At 70.0% G+C, this 13,690-nt stretch carries 13 protein-coding genes and 1 pseudogene; 5 read left to right on the top strand and 9 right to left on the bottom strand.

Annotated features, from left to right (window positions below; genetic code table 11):
* Window positions 1-115 precede the first annotated feature (115 nt).
* Window positions 116-613: a thiol peroxidase gene (gene tpx, locus ACBJ32_RS20155; protein ID WP_375128002.1), complete on the top strand. Its 498-nt coding sequence runs from the start codon at window positions 116-118 to the stop codon at window positions 611-613.
* On the opposite strand, the gene ACBJ32_RS20150 is transcribed toward tpx, so the two are convergent.
* Both ACBJ32_RS20150 and ACBJ32_RS20145 read right to left on the bottom strand, forming a co-directional pair.
* Window positions 606-1,544, bottom strand: coding sequence for a TIGR03619 family F420-dependent LLM class oxidoreductase (locus tag ACBJ32_RS20150; RefSeq protein ID WP_375128001.1), 939 nt, complete (start codon window positions 1,542-1,544; stop codon window positions 606-608). The genes tpx and ACBJ32_RS20150 overlap by 8 nt on opposite strands.
* Window positions 1,545-1,548: 4 nt before the next feature.
* Entirely contained in the window at window positions 1,549-2,358 is an 810-nt protein-coding gene (locus tag ACBJ32_RS20145; RefSeq protein ID WP_375128000.1) for an SAM-dependent methyltransferase, read from the bottom strand.
* Window positions 2,359-2,437: 79 nt separating this feature from the next.
* On the opposite strand from ACBJ32_RS20145, the gene ACBJ32_RS20140 reads away from it, so the two are divergent.
* Window positions 2,438-3,187, top strand: a complete 750-nt coding sequence (locus tag ACBJ32_RS20140) for a helical backbone metal receptor (RefSeq protein ID WP_375127999.1) — start codon at window positions 2,438-2,440, stop codon at window positions 3,185-3,187.
* Here ACBJ32_RS20140 and ACBJ32_RS20135 read toward each other — a convergent pair.
* Genes ACBJ32_RS20135 through ACBJ32_RS20115 form a run of 5 tightly spaced genes read right to left on the bottom strand, consistent with a single transcriptional unit; the run spans window position 3,180 to window position 8,428 of the window.
* Entirely contained in the window at window positions 3,180-4,337 is a 1,158-nt protein-coding gene (locus ACBJ32_RS20135; protein WP_357875909.1) for an ROK family transcriptional regulator, read from the bottom strand. The genes ACBJ32_RS20140 and ACBJ32_RS20135 overlap by 8 nt on opposite strands.
* A gap of 3 nt (window positions 4,338-4,340) precedes the next feature.
* The gene (locus tag ACBJ32_RS20130; protein ID WP_357875907.1) at window positions 4,341-5,186 is read right to left on the bottom strand and encodes a carbohydrate ABC transporter permease; all 846 of its coding nucleotides are present in this window, start codon (window positions 5,184-5,186) and stop codon (window positions 4,341-4,343) included.
* On the bottom strand, window positions 5,173-6,138 hold the full coding sequence (locus ACBJ32_RS20125) for a carbohydrate ABC transporter permease (RefSeq protein ID WP_375127998.1): 966 nt from the start codon (window positions 6,136-6,138) through the stop codon (window positions 5,173-5,175). Before ACBJ32_RS20125 ends, ACBJ32_RS20130 begins: the two co-directional genes overlap by 14 nt.
* Entirely contained in the window at window positions 6,135-7,508 is a 1,374-nt protein-coding gene (locus ACBJ32_RS20120; RefSeq protein WP_357875903.1) for an extracellular solute-binding protein, read from the bottom strand. The genes ACBJ32_RS20125 and ACBJ32_RS20120 overlap by 4 nt, the downstream gene beginning before the upstream one ends.
* A 32-nt stretch (window positions 7,509-7,540) precedes the next feature.
* Window positions 7,541-8,428 carry a sugar phosphate isomerase/epimerase family protein gene (locus tag ACBJ32_RS20115; RefSeq protein WP_375127997.1) on the bottom strand — a complete coding sequence of 296 codons (888 nt, stop codon included), beginning with the start codon at window positions 8,426-8,428 and terminating at the stop codon, window positions 7,541-7,543.
* A gap of 191 nt (window positions 8,429-8,619) precedes the next feature.
* Between ACBJ32_RS20115 and ACBJ32_RS20110 the strand changes: the two genes are divergently transcribed.
* From ACBJ32_RS20110 to ACBJ32_RS20100, 3 genes and pseudogenes are all read left to right on the top strand, one after another.
* Window positions 8,620-9,570, top strand: coding sequence for a zinc-binding alcohol dehydrogenase (locus tag ACBJ32_RS20110; protein WP_375127996.1), 951 nt, complete (start codon window positions 8,620-8,622; stop codon window positions 9,568-9,570).
* Window positions 9,571-9,573: 3 nt separating this feature from the next.
* The gene (locus ACBJ32_RS20105; RefSeq protein WP_357875897.1) at window positions 9,574-10,359 is read left to right on the top strand and encodes a sugar phosphate isomerase/epimerase family protein; all 786 of its coding nucleotides are present in this window, start codon (window positions 9,574-9,576) and stop codon (window positions 10,357-10,359) included.
* Window positions 10,290-11,534: pseudogene (locus tag ACBJ32_RS20100) on the top strand (hypothetical protein); the annotation flags it as partial. The gene ACBJ32_RS20105 and the pseudogene ACBJ32_RS20100, both read left to right, overlap by 70 nt.
* A 9-nt stretch (window positions 11,535-11,543) precedes the next feature.
* Here ACBJ32_RS20100 and ACBJ32_RS20095 read toward each other — a convergent pair.
* Both ACBJ32_RS20095 and ACBJ32_RS20090 read right to left on the bottom strand, forming a co-directional pair.
* Entirely contained in the window at window positions 11,544-12,653 is a 1,110-nt protein-coding gene (locus ACBJ32_RS20095; RefSeq protein ID WP_375127995.1) for a zinc-binding dehydrogenase, read from the bottom strand.
* Window positions 12,640-13,587 (bottom strand): Gfo/Idh/MocA family protein, encoded by a 948-nt coding sequence (locus tag ACBJ32_RS20090; protein WP_375127994.1) that lies wholly within the window; start codon window positions 13,585-13,587, stop codon window positions 12,640-12,642. The genes ACBJ32_RS20095 and ACBJ32_RS20090 overlap by 14 nt, the downstream gene beginning before the upstream one ends.
* Window positions 13,588-13,690: the final 103 nt, after the last annotated feature.

Raw genomic sequence — 13,690 nt, 5'->3', positions numbered from 1 at the left:
GCGGCTGCGGACGCGCGTCCGGCTCGGCCGGCGCGCGGCCCGCCACGACTGGGCCCGGCAGGGGACGCCGATAGGATCACGATGCTGGGAGAACATCGTTATCAGGAGGCTTTCCATGTCCGTCACCTTCAAGGGCAATCCCATCACCGTGGCCGGCACCTTCCCGAAGCCCGGCGACAGCGCTCCCGCGTTCCGCCTCGTGGGCGCCGACCTGGCCGAGCGCACGCTGGCGGACTTCGGGCAGCAGACCAAGGTCCTCAACATCTTCCCGAGCCTCGACACCGGCGTGTGCGCGGCGTCCGTGCGCCGCTTCAACGAGGTCGCCGCCGAGCACCCCGACGTGGCGGTGCTGTGCATCTCGGCGGACCTGCCCTTCGCCCAGAAGCGGTTCTGCGGCGCCGAGGGCCTGGAGAACGTGACCACGCTCTCGCTCATGCGGGGCCGCGAGTTCCTGAACGACTACGGCGTCTCCCAGGAGTCGGGGCCGCTGGCCGGCCTGGCCGCGCGCGCGGTGGTCGTGCTCGACGGCGACAACAAGGTGGTGTACTCCGAGCTCGTGCCGGAGATCACGCAGGAGCCCGACTACGACGGCGCGCTGGCCGCCCTCAAGTAAGCCCCGCGCGGGGCGCCTCGCCCGAGCGCCCCACCAGCTCCGCCAGCTCGGCCCGCACGGCCGCCGCCAGGTCGAGCAGGTGCTCGTCGCTCGTCGCGGTGTGCTGCAGATCCAGGATGACCTCGTGCACGCCTGCCTGCGCCGCGGTGGCCAGGTAGGCGGAGATCTCGGCGACGGTGCCGCTCCTGGGCGGCGTGCCGCCCTCGGTGATCAGCGGGTTGGAGCGCAGGATCATGCGCAGGCCGGCGGGGTCGCGGCCGGCCTGCTCCGCGGTGCGGCACACGGTCTGCCACATCGACGTGAGCACGGGGACCGGCAGCGCCGCCGTCAGCCAGCCGTCGCCCCTGCGCCCGATGCGGCGCAGCGCCGCCTCGGAGAAGCCCGCCAGGTAGAGCGGCGGGCGCCGGGCCGGTTTAGGCTCGATGTGGCTGGGCGCGATCGTCCACAGCTCGTGCTCGTAGGACACCGGGTCGGTGGTCCAGATCGCCTCCAGCGCGTCGAGCGTCGCCTCGTAGCGCCGGGCCCGGCCCTGCCACGGCACGCCGGCGGCGGCGTACTCGTCGGAGGACCAGCCCAGCCCGAGACCGGCGTCGAGCCGCCCGCCGCTGAGGTGGTCGATCGTGGTGAGCGATCGCGCCAGGACGGCCGGGGCGTACCAGCAGGCGTTGAGCGCGCTGGTGCCCAGCCGCACGGTGGAGGTCGCCGACGCGGCCACCGACAGCACCGCGAACGGGTCGAGGAACACCCGGTGCGCCTCGGGGATCCGCCCGTCGCCGGCCGGGTAGCGGTCCTTCGGCGTCAGCGGCGTCAGCAGCCGGTCGCCGGCCCACAGGCTGTGCAGGCCCATCGACTCGGCCTCGCGCGCCACCCGCAGCACGCTGGACAGCCGCGCGAACCTGCCGTACTGCGGCACCGCCAGCCCGATCTCCATGGCCTCAGCCCTTCCTGCCCACGCCGCCCAGGGCCAGCGACGACTGCGGGCTGTCGCCGAAGTCGATCAGATCGGCCTGCTCGGGACGCCACTCGGGCAGCCAGACCAGGCCCGGGTCCACCAGCTCGAAGCCCTGGAACAGCCCCGCGATCCGCTCCCGCCCGCGCAGCGTGAGCGGCGTGTCGGCGGTGCGGTAGACCTCGGTGGCCCGCTCGACGGCCGCCGCCCTGGCGTCGCTGGTGCCGTGGGACAGGACCAGGTAGCTGCCCGGGGCCAGCGCGTCGCGCAGCGTCGCGACGATCTCCTCGGGCTCGTCCGGATCCTCGACGTGGTGCATGACCGCCGACAGCAGCACGCCCACGGGCCGGTCGAAGTCGAGCGCCCGCAGCACCTCGGGGTCCTTCAGCAGCGCCTCGGGCTCGCGCAGGTCGCCCTCGACCACGGTCGTGTCGCCCTGGCCGGCCAGCAGCGCCCTGGCGTGCACGAGTACCACGGGATCGCGATCGACGTAGACCACCCGCGCCGCGGGAGCCACCTCGTGCACGTTGCCGGGCGCGGGCAGGCCCGTGCCGATGTCGAGGAACTGGTCGACGCCGGCCCCGGCGAGGAAGCGCACCGCCCGGCCGAGGAACGCGCGGTTGGCCCGCGCCGCGGCCCGCAGCTCGGGAGCCACCTCGAGGATCCGCTCCGCCGCCGCGCGATCGGCGGGGAAGTGGTCCTTGCCGCCGAGAAGGTAGTCGTAGAGCCTGGCCACGCTGGGTGTTTTCGGATCGAAGCCGAGCGACTCGCGCTGCAACCGTCGTCCCCCGATCACGAGTTAACGATCTTTGCCTGGAGTCTACGGCTCCGCGCCGACAAACGATCATCAGATCCGCAGATCTAGGCTTGCTGATGTGGATGATGACACCGGTGCGGCCGTGAAGATTCCCGTGACCGTGAGGCGGATCGTCTCCCTGGTGCCCTCGCTGACCGAGTCGGTGGCGGCGAGCCTGCCCGGCGCGCTGGTCGGGGCGACCGACTGGTGCTCGCACCCGGCGGATCTCGACGTGGCCAGGGTCAGGGGCACCAAGAACCCCGACCTGAACGCGATCAGGCGGCTCGCCCCCGACGTGGTGCTGGCCAACGCCGAGGAGAACCGGCCACCCGACATCGAGGCGCTGCGCGAGACGGGCGTGGCGGTGTGGGTGACGAGGATCGAGACGGTGGAGGAGGCGTTCGCGTCGCTGGAGCGCATGTTCGCGGTCGCCTGCCGTACGGAGCCGCCCGGGTGGCTGGCGCGGGCGCGGCAGGCGTGGCGGGCGCCCTTCGACGGGCCGAGGCGGACGGCGATCGTGCCGATCTGGCGCCGGCCGTGGATGGTGGTGGGGCGCGACACGTTCACCGGCGACGTGCTCCGGCGCCTCGGCGTGGACAACCTGTACGCCGACCACCCCGAGCGCTACCCCAGGATCCCGCTGCCCGAGCTGGTGGAACGGCGGCCCGAGCTCGTGGTGCTGCCCGACGAGCCCTACGCGTTCAGCGAGACCGACGGCCCCGAGTCCTTCCCCGGTCTCAGGTGCGTGCCGGTCAGCGGACGCCTGCTCACCTGGTACGGCCCCTCGCTCGTCGAGGCGCCCGCCCTGCTGCGCCGCGCCCTCAGTTGACCAGGTTCGCCTTCTCGGCCAGGGCCGCGTCCACGGAGGCGGGGGAGAGCACGTGCTCCATGACGATCACCGCCATCCCGACGATCCCCGCCCGGTCGCCCAGCGAGCTCGTGACGATCTCCAGGTTGCGCGTCGTGTACGGCAGGCTGCGCCGGTAGACGATCTCCCTGATGCCCGTCAGGTAGTGCTCCCTGGTCTCCGCCATGTCCCCGGCCAGCACCAGCACGCCCGGGTTGAGCAGGCTGACCGCCGTGGCCAGCACCACGCCGAGCGTGCGCCCGGCCTCCTGGACGCGGGCGATGGCCTCGGGGTCGCCGGCCTGCACCAGCCGGACCACGTCGCGGCTGGAGGCCACGTCCAGGTCGGTGGCCACGGCGTGGCCGCTGGCCAGCGAGGCCACGCAGCCGCGCGAGCCGCAGGTGCAGACCCGGTCGTCGGTCTCGCGCAGCCGGACGTGCCCGATGTTCCCGGCGGCCTCCTCGACGCCGCGGTAGATCTGCCCGTCGAGGATGATGCCGGTGCCGATCCCGGTGGACACCTTGATGAGGACCAGCGAGTCGGTGTCGCGCCAGGACGACCACCACTGGCCCAGCGCCATCGCGTTGGCGTCGTTCTCCACGAGGATCGGCACGTCGAAGGTGGACCTGATCGCCTCGCGCACCGGATGGTCGTCCCACCCGGGCATCAGGAACGACCTGATCACCCGCCCGGTGGCGGGGTCGACCGAGCCGGGCAGGTCGAGGCCGATCCCGCACACCTCGCCCGCCGGCCGCCCCACCCTGTCCAGCATCCGCTGGAACGCCTCACGCACCCACGACAGCACGGCGTCGGGGCCGAGCTCGATGCGCATCTCGGTGTGCTCCTCGGCCATCGGCCGGGCGGCCAGGTCGGTGAGCGCCACCCTGGCGTGGTGGGCGCCCAGGTCGGCCACCAGCATCAGGCGCCTGGTGGCGTCCACGTCGAGCACCGAGGGCGGTCGCCCGCCCCCGGAGGCGCCGACGCCGGACTCGTGGATGTAGCCGGCGTCGATGAGCCGGTCGACCCGGTCGGTGATCGTCGACCGGGACAGGCCGGTGAACTCGATCAGTTCCTTGCGCGTCCGGCAGGAGCCATCGCGGATGAGCTGGAGGATCTGCCCTGCCGTCAGCATCGTCTATCCCTTCTCCGCTCCTGCGGTGAGGCCCTCCGTCAGCAGCCGCTCGCTGGCGAAGAACACGATCACGATGGGCAGCGTGAGCACCACCGATCCTGCCATCAGAACCGTCGTCGGGATCTCTATGCTCCCCGCGAGCTGAGAGAGCCCCAGGGAAACCGTCCAGCTCTCCCTCCTCTCCACCAGGAAGAGCAGGGCGAACAGGAACTCGTTCCAAGCGATCATGAACGCGTAGAGGCCGGTGGCCATCAGCGCGGGCTTGGACAGCGGCAGCACCACGCGCCAGATGGTCGACAGCCTCGTGCACCCGTCGATCGCCGCCGCTTCCTCCACGCTTTGCGGCACGGTCTCGAAGTAGTTGCGGAGCATGTATACCGTGACAGGCACGGTTTGCGCGATATACACGAGGATCAGTCCGATCAGGGACCCCCGCAGCCCGATCATGGTGAAGAGCACGAACAGCGGGATGGCCAGCACGATCGCCGGGAACAGGTACACCGCCAGGAAGAGGAAGTGCACCTGGCGCCGGCCGAAGAAGCGCAGCCGCGCGACCGCGTACGCGCCGGGGATCGAGATCAGCAGCGTGACCGCCACCGAGGAGACGGCGATGATCGCGCTGTTGCCGAGGAAGGTCAGGAAGCCCTGCCGGGTCAGCACGTTCACGTACGTGTCCAGGGTGAAGCTGCGCGGCCAGAGCGAGCCCGGCTCCAGGATGAGCTCCTGGATGTCGCGTACCGACAGCATCACCATGTAGAAGAACGGGAACGCGGTGATCAGGAAGAGGAACGCGATCACCAGCGGCTTGAGCACCCTGAGCAGGCCCCGCTCGAACCTATCTCTGGTCATCGCGCTCACCTCCCGCGAAGAACCGCAGGTAGACGACCAGGAAGACCACCAGGAAGACGGCCAGCACGATGGCCTGCGCCGCGGAGGCGCCGATGTCGTCGCGCGAGGTCAGGAAGTTGTAGACGCGCACGCTGACGACCTCGGTGCCGGCCCCGCCGCCGGTCAGCAGGTAGACGTCGTCGAACTTGGTGAAGGTGAACACGAACCGCAGCACCGACAGCAGCGCGATGATCCGCCAGAGCTGCGGCATGATCACGTACCGGAAGCGCTGGGTGGGCGTGGCGCCGTCGACCACCGCGGCCTCGTCCAGCTCGGCGGGCAGCGCCTGCAGCCGGGCCAGGATGAACAGGAAGGCGAACGGGAAGTACCGCCACGCCTCGAACGCGATCACCGTGAGCAGCGCCACGGGCACCTGGAGGCCCAGGAACTCGCCCCTGGCCTGGGTGAGGAAGGCGATCGGCTCGCTCAGCCAGGTGTTGACGATGCCGTACTGCGGGTTGAGCATCGTCTCCCACAGGAACGCCACGGCCACCACCGGAGCCACGTACGGGATCAGGATCGAGGCCCGCACCAGGGTCCGCCCCTTGAACCTGTCACGCAGCGCCAGCGCCGTCACCAGCCCGATCGCGATCGACAACGCCGTCCCCGCGACGGTGTAGACGAGCGTGTTGACCAGTGACGACCAGAAGCCCGGCTCGGACATGACGTAGCCGAAGTTCTCCAGCGTGTAGTGCCCGAAGACGCCCACGCGCCGGATGTTGATCAGCCTCGCGTCCTGGAACGCCAGCATGATCGCCCACAGCAGCGGCACCACCACCACGACCAGCGTGATGATCAGCGTGGGCGAGATGAGCGCCAGCCCGGCCCGGCCCTCCTGCTCGCGCAGCGTCCGCCCGCGCCGTGCGGGCCCGCGGTGCTGCGGCGCCTGCGGCTTGCTCGCGGTCGCCGTCACTGCCGGATCCCGCGTTTGATCGATTCCACGTCCGCCTTGGCCTGGGCCGCGGCGGCCTGCGGGGTCAGCGAGCCGTCGACGACCGAGCTCAGCGCCTTGGGCACGGGCAGCTCGCCCATCGTGGCGCCGACCAGCTTGCCCTGGCCCTGCGGGATGCCCCACCGGGCGAAGGTGTCAGGGCTCTTGCGCAGCGCCTCCAGCACGTCGGCCGGGTAGACGTCGGCCAGCGGCTTCTTGGAGTCGACGCCGGCGGGCAGCTTGTTCCACTTGTCCTCGAAGCCCTTGCGGGTGGGGAACTTGCCCTCCGGCGCCATCCCGATCCAGCGCTCGTACCCCTCGTTCATCATGTAGGAGACGAACTTGCTCGCCGGCTCCGTGGCGGCGTCGCGGGTGATCGCCCAGGAGACGATCTCGCCGTACTGCGCGGGCGCGCTCCCGTCGGGCCCCTTCAGCGCCGTGACCACCCCGGTGTTCCTGGCCAGCCACTCGGGGTCCTCGCGGCACTCCTGGCAGCTCGGCAGCGCGTCCTTGCGCAGCCCGGCCATCTCGTCGAGGATGAACGACGACCAGATCATCATGGCCGCCTTGCCGGAGAAGTACGTGGCCCTGGTCGAGTCGACGTCCTGCTTGCCCTTGACCGAGTAGTTCTTCGCCAGGTTCGCGTAGAACTCGAAGGCCCGCGCGCACTGCGGCGAGTCGAGGGCGACGTTTCCCGCGTTGTCGACGAGCTGGCATCCGTTCGCCTGCGCGATGTGCTCGAAGCTCTGCGCGGTGAACGAGTCCTTCGGCGCGATCGCCAGCGTGATGCCCGCGACCCCGCCCGTGTTCAGCTTGGCCGCCGCCGCCTGCAGCGCCTCGTACGTGTCAGGCGGCTGCAGCCCCGCCTTCTCGAACAGGTCCTTGCGGTACAGGATGAGCTGCGCCCACCCGTCGCTGGGCACCGCGAGCAGCTTCCCGCCGGAGGTGTCGAGCTCCAGCGCGCGCGGTGAGAACGTGTCGCGGCCGAGCTGGTCGACGATCTTGCCCGGCGTCTCGGTGTCGAGCAGCTCGTTGGTCTCCATCTCGCGGATGGAGGCCAGCGGCAGCGCCCCGATCACGTCGGGCAGGTCGTCCGCCGCGGCGGCCGCGGTGAGGGTCTGGCTGAACTGGTCCTCGGCGACGCCGACCAGCTTCACCTTGATCCCGGTCTTCTGGGTGAACTCAGTGACGATCTTGTTCTGCACGGCCATCCGGTCCTCGAGGTTCTCCTCGGTCCAGACGGTGATCTCGTTGCTCGTTGACGACTGCTCGCCACCGCCGTCCCCGCAGGCCGTCAGGGAGGCGGCGGCGAGCAGGGCGACAGAGAGGACGGCGGTTACCTTCGTCGGCATGGCACGCTCCTCTGGTTGGGGATATGCCGCCCTTACCCGTGGACAAGAGGCCGCAACGTGCGGTAGGCGATACCGAGACCGGTCTGTACCCTCTCCGTGCTGCCGCTCCACACGGCATCCTCATGCTCCACAGAGACCACTCCGTCGTATCCGCCCTCGTAGAGCGCGTCGATCACGCTCGTCCAGTCGATCTGCCCGAGCCCCGGTACGCGGAAGCGGTACCACCCTTTTTCCCCGCTTACCGGGCCGTAGAAGCCGAAACGGTCGATCTTGCCGGGAAGGAACTGCGTGTCCTTGGCCTGGACGTGCGCGATGTTCTCGACGTACGGGGTCAGTGCCGTTACCGGATCGATGCCGAGCGCCACGAGGTGGGAAGGGTCGTAGTTGAGCTTGAGGCCCAACGAGAACATCCATTCCCATAGTTCGGGCGAGTAGGCCAAATTGCCCGGATAACCATCGGGATGCCAGCTTTTCATCACGCAGTTCTCGATGACGATCTCGACGCCGTGCCGCCGGGCGTGCTCGACGAGCGGGCCGAAGACGTCGGTCGCCCGTGCCAGGTTCTCCCGTACAGGCAGCCCGGGATCGCGGCCCACGAACGTGCCGACCGTGGGGCAGCCGAGCGCGGCGGCGGCCTCGATACACCGTCTGACGTGCGTGTTCACTTCCTTCCCTGTCGTAGGGTGGAGATTGTTCTCGTAGTAGGCGATCGAGGAAAGCGTCAGTCCGGTCTCCGCGAAGATCCGCCGGACCCGTTCGCATTCGGCGTCGTCGAAACGATCCACTCTGATGTGATTTCGGTCATCCGGTTCCGGCCAGCCGGCCACCTCCAGAGCCTCGAAGCCCTGGGTAGCGGCCCAGTGAGCAATGTCGGTAAGGTCGCTTTCCGGAAGACACGCTGTCAGAAACCCCAATTTCATCTGTCACCTCCGACGGAAGTCGTAGACTTAAGCGTGTTACGAGCGCAACTATCGTGTGCAAGGTAGCGCTAAATCTTCGACTTTTGTTTGATCAATAAGCGTAAGTGTGGGGAATGCGCGTCATCACCTTCGAAGAGCCAGGCCATGTCCGCGTCAGCCTGGAGTCGCCCGCCGAGCTTGAGCCGGGCACAGTGCGAGTTCGCACTCTCTATTCAGGAGTCTCAGCGGGCACCGAGCTGACCGCCTACCGCGGAACCAACCCCTATCTCACCCGCAAGTGGGACATCGAGCGTCGGCTCTTCGTAGAGGGCCAGACGCATGCCTACCCACTCAGCGGCTGGGGCTATCAGGAAGTCGGCGAGGTGGTGGAGGCCGCGCCCGATGTGGCCGACCCGCCGGTCGGCAGCCTGGTGTGGGGCATCTGGGGCCACCGCGCCGAGGCCGTCGTCCCGGCGGACAAGCTCGTCGGCCACGTCCTGCCGCCCGGCGCCGACGCCCTGACCGGCGTCTTCGCCCGGGTGGGCGCCATCGCGCTCAACGCCGTGCACGCCGCCGACGTGCACCTGGGCGACCAGATCGCGATCTTCGGCCAGGGCGTCATCGGGCTGCTCGCCACCCGGCTGGCCGTGCTCAGCGGGGCCCGCGTGGTCGCCGCCGACGCCATCCCCGACCGGCTGGAGCTGGCCAGGAAGTTCGGCGCGGCCGAGACGTTCGACGTGGCCTCCGGGTCGGTCGCCGAGTTCATGCGCAAGCGCGTGGTGGGCGCCGACACCGTCATCGAGCTCAGCGGCAGCCACCTCGGCCTGCACGAGGCGATCAGGACCGTCCGCAAGGGCGGCCGGGTGGTGGCCGCAGGTTTCTACCAGGGCGACGGCATCGGGCTGCGGCTCGGCGAGGAGTTCCACCACAACCAGGTCCAGCTCGTCTCCTCCCAGATCGGCGGCGTCGCCTCGTGGCTGGCGCACCGGTGGGACGTCGAGCGGCTGCAGCGCACGTTCATGGAGCTCGTGCACCGCGGAGAGGTCGACGCCCGCGAGCTCGTCACCCACGTCATGCCCGTCGACCGGGCTGCCGAGGCCTTCGACCTGCTCGACAAGCACCAGTCCGAGGTCCTCCAGCTCGTCTTCCAATTTGAGGAGTAAACAGTGAAGCTCGCCGTACAGGAGCAGCTTCTGCCCGGTCGCTCGCTGCAGGAGAAGTTCGCGTTCGCCCTCGATGCCGGCTTCGACGCCATCGAGCTGCGCGGCAAGGGCGACTTCCACTTCGCGGGCCGCCTGACGGAGCTCAAGCGGGCACGGGCCGACGGCGTGGAGATGCCGACGGTGTGCGTGGACATGCCGCACTTCATCGGCGACTTCGACCCCGCCAAGCGCAAGGACGCCATCCAGCAGCTCCGCTCCCAGCTCACGGTCATCGCCGAGCTGGGCGGCATCGGCGTCATGACGCCCGCCTCCTGGGGGCAGTTCTCCCGCCGACTGCCGCCGTTCGAGCCGCCGCGCAGCCCCGAGGAGGACCGCGAGGTGCTGGCCGAGGCGCTGGGCATCCTCGGCGAGCACGCGCACCGCAACGGCGTGCTGATCATGCTGGAGCCGCTCAACCGGTACGAGAACCACATGGTCAACACGCTGGCCGAGGCCGTCTCCTACTGCGCCATGGACTCCATCAGGATCGTCGGCGACACCTACCACATGAACATCGAGGAGGACGACCCCTGCCGCGCGCTGATCGACGCGGCCCCGTACATCGCGCACATGCAGATCAGCGAGTCGAACAGGAACCAGCCGGGCACCGGGCACCTCGACTGGGGCGCGCAGCTCGCCACGCTCGACGCCGTCGGCTTCGACGGTTACCTCGCCCTGGAATGCCGGCTCCGCGGCGAGCCCGAGATCGTTCTTCCCCAAACCGCAGCATTCGTGAGGAAGTATCTATGATCCTCCGCGACGCCGTGCGCGTCCTGGTCAGCAACTGGGACGGCAGTTACACGGTTCCCTCCCGTCGCCTCTACCCCCACCAGTGGAGCTGGGACTCCGCGTTCATCGCGATCGGCAACGCCCGCTGGTCGCCCCGCAGGGCCAGGACGGAGCTGCTGAGCCTGTTCGGGGCCCAGTGGTACGACGGCCGGGTGCCGCACATCGTCTTCAACCCGCGGGTGCCGGAGGACGCCTACTTCCCCAGCTCCGACTTCTGGCGGACGTCCGCGCCCTCCGGGGCGCGGACCTCCGGCATCGTCCAGCCCCCGGTGCACGCGCTGGCCGCCTGGAAGACGCACCAGGCCGAGCCCGACCCGGCGTTCCTGCGCCGGATCTATCCCCGGCTGGTCGCGCAGCAGGAGTTCCTGCGTCAGCAGCGCCGCTCCGCCGAGGGGCTGATCTCGATCGTGCACCCCTGGGAGTCGGGCATGGACAACAGCCCGGCCTGGGACCTGCCGCTGGCGGCCGTGCAGGCGAGCGCGACCGGGTTCGTCCGCAGGGACCTGCAGACGGTCAGCGCCGACGAGCGGCCCACCGACCGCGACTACGTCCAGTACGTCGAGCTCGCCCAGGCCTACCGCGAGTCCGGCTACCGCGAGCCTGGCGCGTTCCAGGTCGAGGATCCGCTGTTCAACGCCGCCTACGGCGTGGCGGAGTCGACGCTGGCCACCATCGCCGCGGAGCTCGGCCTGGACCCGGAGCCGCACCGGCGCGAGGCCGAGGCGATCACCAAGGCCATGGTGACGCACCTCTTCGACGGCAAGCTCTTCCAGGCGCGCGACGTGCACAGCGGCGCCCTGATCCACTCCAGCAGCGTGGCGGGGCTGACGCCGCTCATGCTGCCGGGCCTGCCGCCCGAGGTCGCCGACGCGCTGATCGGGACGGCGATCTCCCGGTTCGGGCTGACCGACATGCCGCTGCCCAGCTACGCCCTGGACGCGCCCGAGTTCGACCCGGCCCGCTACTGGCGCGGCCCGAGCTGGGTCAACGTGAGCTGGCTGGTCTGGCAGGGGCTGCGGGAGCGCCGCCCCGACCTGGCCAGGATGCTCGCGGACGCGATGATGCGGGCGGTGAGCCTGTCGGGCTTCCGCGAGTACTTCAACCCGCTCACGCTGCGCGGTCACGGCTGCCGGGACTTCAGCTGGTCAGCCGCCCTCATCCTGGACATCGTCGCGGAGCACAGCCTGAACGGTCTGAAGCCGGCGCGCCGCGAGTCCGGTCAGGAGCCGGGGCGCATCAGAAAAGCCGACGACATCAGTGATCACGTGCTCGCGTAGCGGGCCGCCGTGCTGCCTGAGCAGGGTGATGGTCTCGTGCGAGAGCCGCTCCCTGTCCCAGGCGTGGGCCAGGCCGCGCGGCACCCGGCCGATCTGGGCGCAGCGCAGGGTCAGCCCGTTGTGGTGGAACTCCTCGCCGAGCCGGACCTCGTCGGCGCCGTCGGTGTAGAAGGCCAGGTCCACCAGCGTGCCCTGGGGGCGCAGGAGCCGTAGCCCGAGCGCCAGCGCCCTGGGCCGGCCACGGCACTGGAAGACCACGTCCGCGCCGCGGTCGTTCGGGGCGTGCCGCCAGCGGCGCTTGAGCACGACGGCCGGGTCGTCGTCGGCGGCCAGCACCTCGGCGCCGAGCGCCGCGGCGATCTCCAGCCTGGCCGGGGTCTCGTCCACGACGACGACCTCGGCCGCGCCGCCGGAGATGGCGAACAGGGCCGTCAGCAGCCCGACCACGCCCGCGCCCACCACCACGACGCGCCGCCCGCGCACGCCGTCGCCGAGGTCGCGCACGGCCGGGCCGTGCAGGTCGTGCGCCGCGTGCAGCAGGCCGTTGGCGCAGATGGGGCCCATGTGGGCGACGTAGATGCCGAGCAGGGGATCGAGGTCGCCCGGCAGCTCCACGAACCGGTCCGTCATCGGGTCGGCCACGTACGCCGTGCGGTGCCCGTAACACATCGCGACCAGCGCGCCCTCGCGCACGGCCCGCGTCCGCGTCTCGGCCACCCTGCCGACCTGCATGTACCCGATGCCGCGCACCGGGTACGCCACCGACGGCGAGCCCTCCAGGAACAACCCGAGCGAGGGGTCCCACGTCGAGGTGAGGTAGGGGTTGGTGCCCTTGACGAAGGTCAGCTCGGTGCCGGCCGAGACCCCGCTGTAGACGGTCTCCACCAGGAACCCGCCCTCGGGCACGTCGGGCAGCTTCTCCTCGACCAGGCAGACCTCGCCCGGCTCGTCGATGCTGAGAACGTTACTGGTCATCATCGAGCGTCACCGGCCTCCGTTCGACGGCGGATCGGGCGAGTGCGAGCGCCAGGCGGTGGGTCCGCAGCGCCTCCTCGTACGGTACGCGGACATCGGCCTGCTTGCCCTGCACGGTGTTGATGAACTCGCGGTCCACCCGCACCTTGGCCTGGCCGTCGTCCTCGATCACGCGCTGGCCGTCCACGAGGAGCCTGGTCTCGCTGAGCTCCAGCGCGATCCCGTCGGCGCACACCTCCAGCCCCACCCGGTGCTTGTGGGCGAGCAGGCAGGAGGTGGCCAGCAGCCCGGCGGCCCCGCCGGAGAAGCGCAGCACCGCGGCCGTGGCCCGGTCCACCTCGCCGTCCACGGCGTTCTCCGCGGGCACCACGTGCACCATGGACACCTCGCCCACCAGCAGCCGGGCCAGGTCCAGGACGTGGACCGCCTGTTCCACGATCTGGCCGCCGGACATGTTCGGGTCCAGCCACCACGCGACCGGCGGCACCTTGTCCAGCCAGTGGCCGAGCGCAAGCTGCACCGGACGGCCGGAGAGCAGGTCGCGGGCCTGCTGGACGATGTCCAGGTAACGCCAGTGGTGGCCGACGGCCGAGGGCAGAGATCTCCGCGCGATTTCGGACGCGATGGATTCTGCGGTTTTGAGGTCTAGCGAAAGGGGTTTTTCCACGAAAATCGGGAGATTGCACGACAGAACATCTTGTTCCGGGTTACCGTGCGCGAAAGGAGGCACACAGACGTAGACAGCGTCAAGACCGCCGGCGCTGAGCAGGTCGGCATGGCCGCCGTAGGCGGGGGAGCCGTGCTTCGAGGCCAGCGCCTCGGCCCTGCGGGAATCGGTGTCGGCGATCCCAGCGATCGTGACATCGGGGAATCCGGACAGGACGTCAGCATGACGAGCGGCGACATTTCCGGCACCTATGATGCCGACACGGGTCATTGGGGACACAACCCGGCATATGCCACGTCTAGGCCGAATCAAACAAACATGTTCAAGTGCCTATAGACCGGGCAGAAGTCGTGACCTCATGAGATCGGGGCTG

Source organism: Nonomuraea sp. GTA35 (genome assembly GCF_041950525.1).
Classification (GTDB): domain Bacteria; phylum Actinomycetota; class Actinomycetes; order Streptosporangiales; family Streptosporangiaceae; genus Nonomuraea.
Note: the sequence above shows the minus strand (reverse complement) of the source record. Positions and strands in the feature narration are given on the sequence as shown.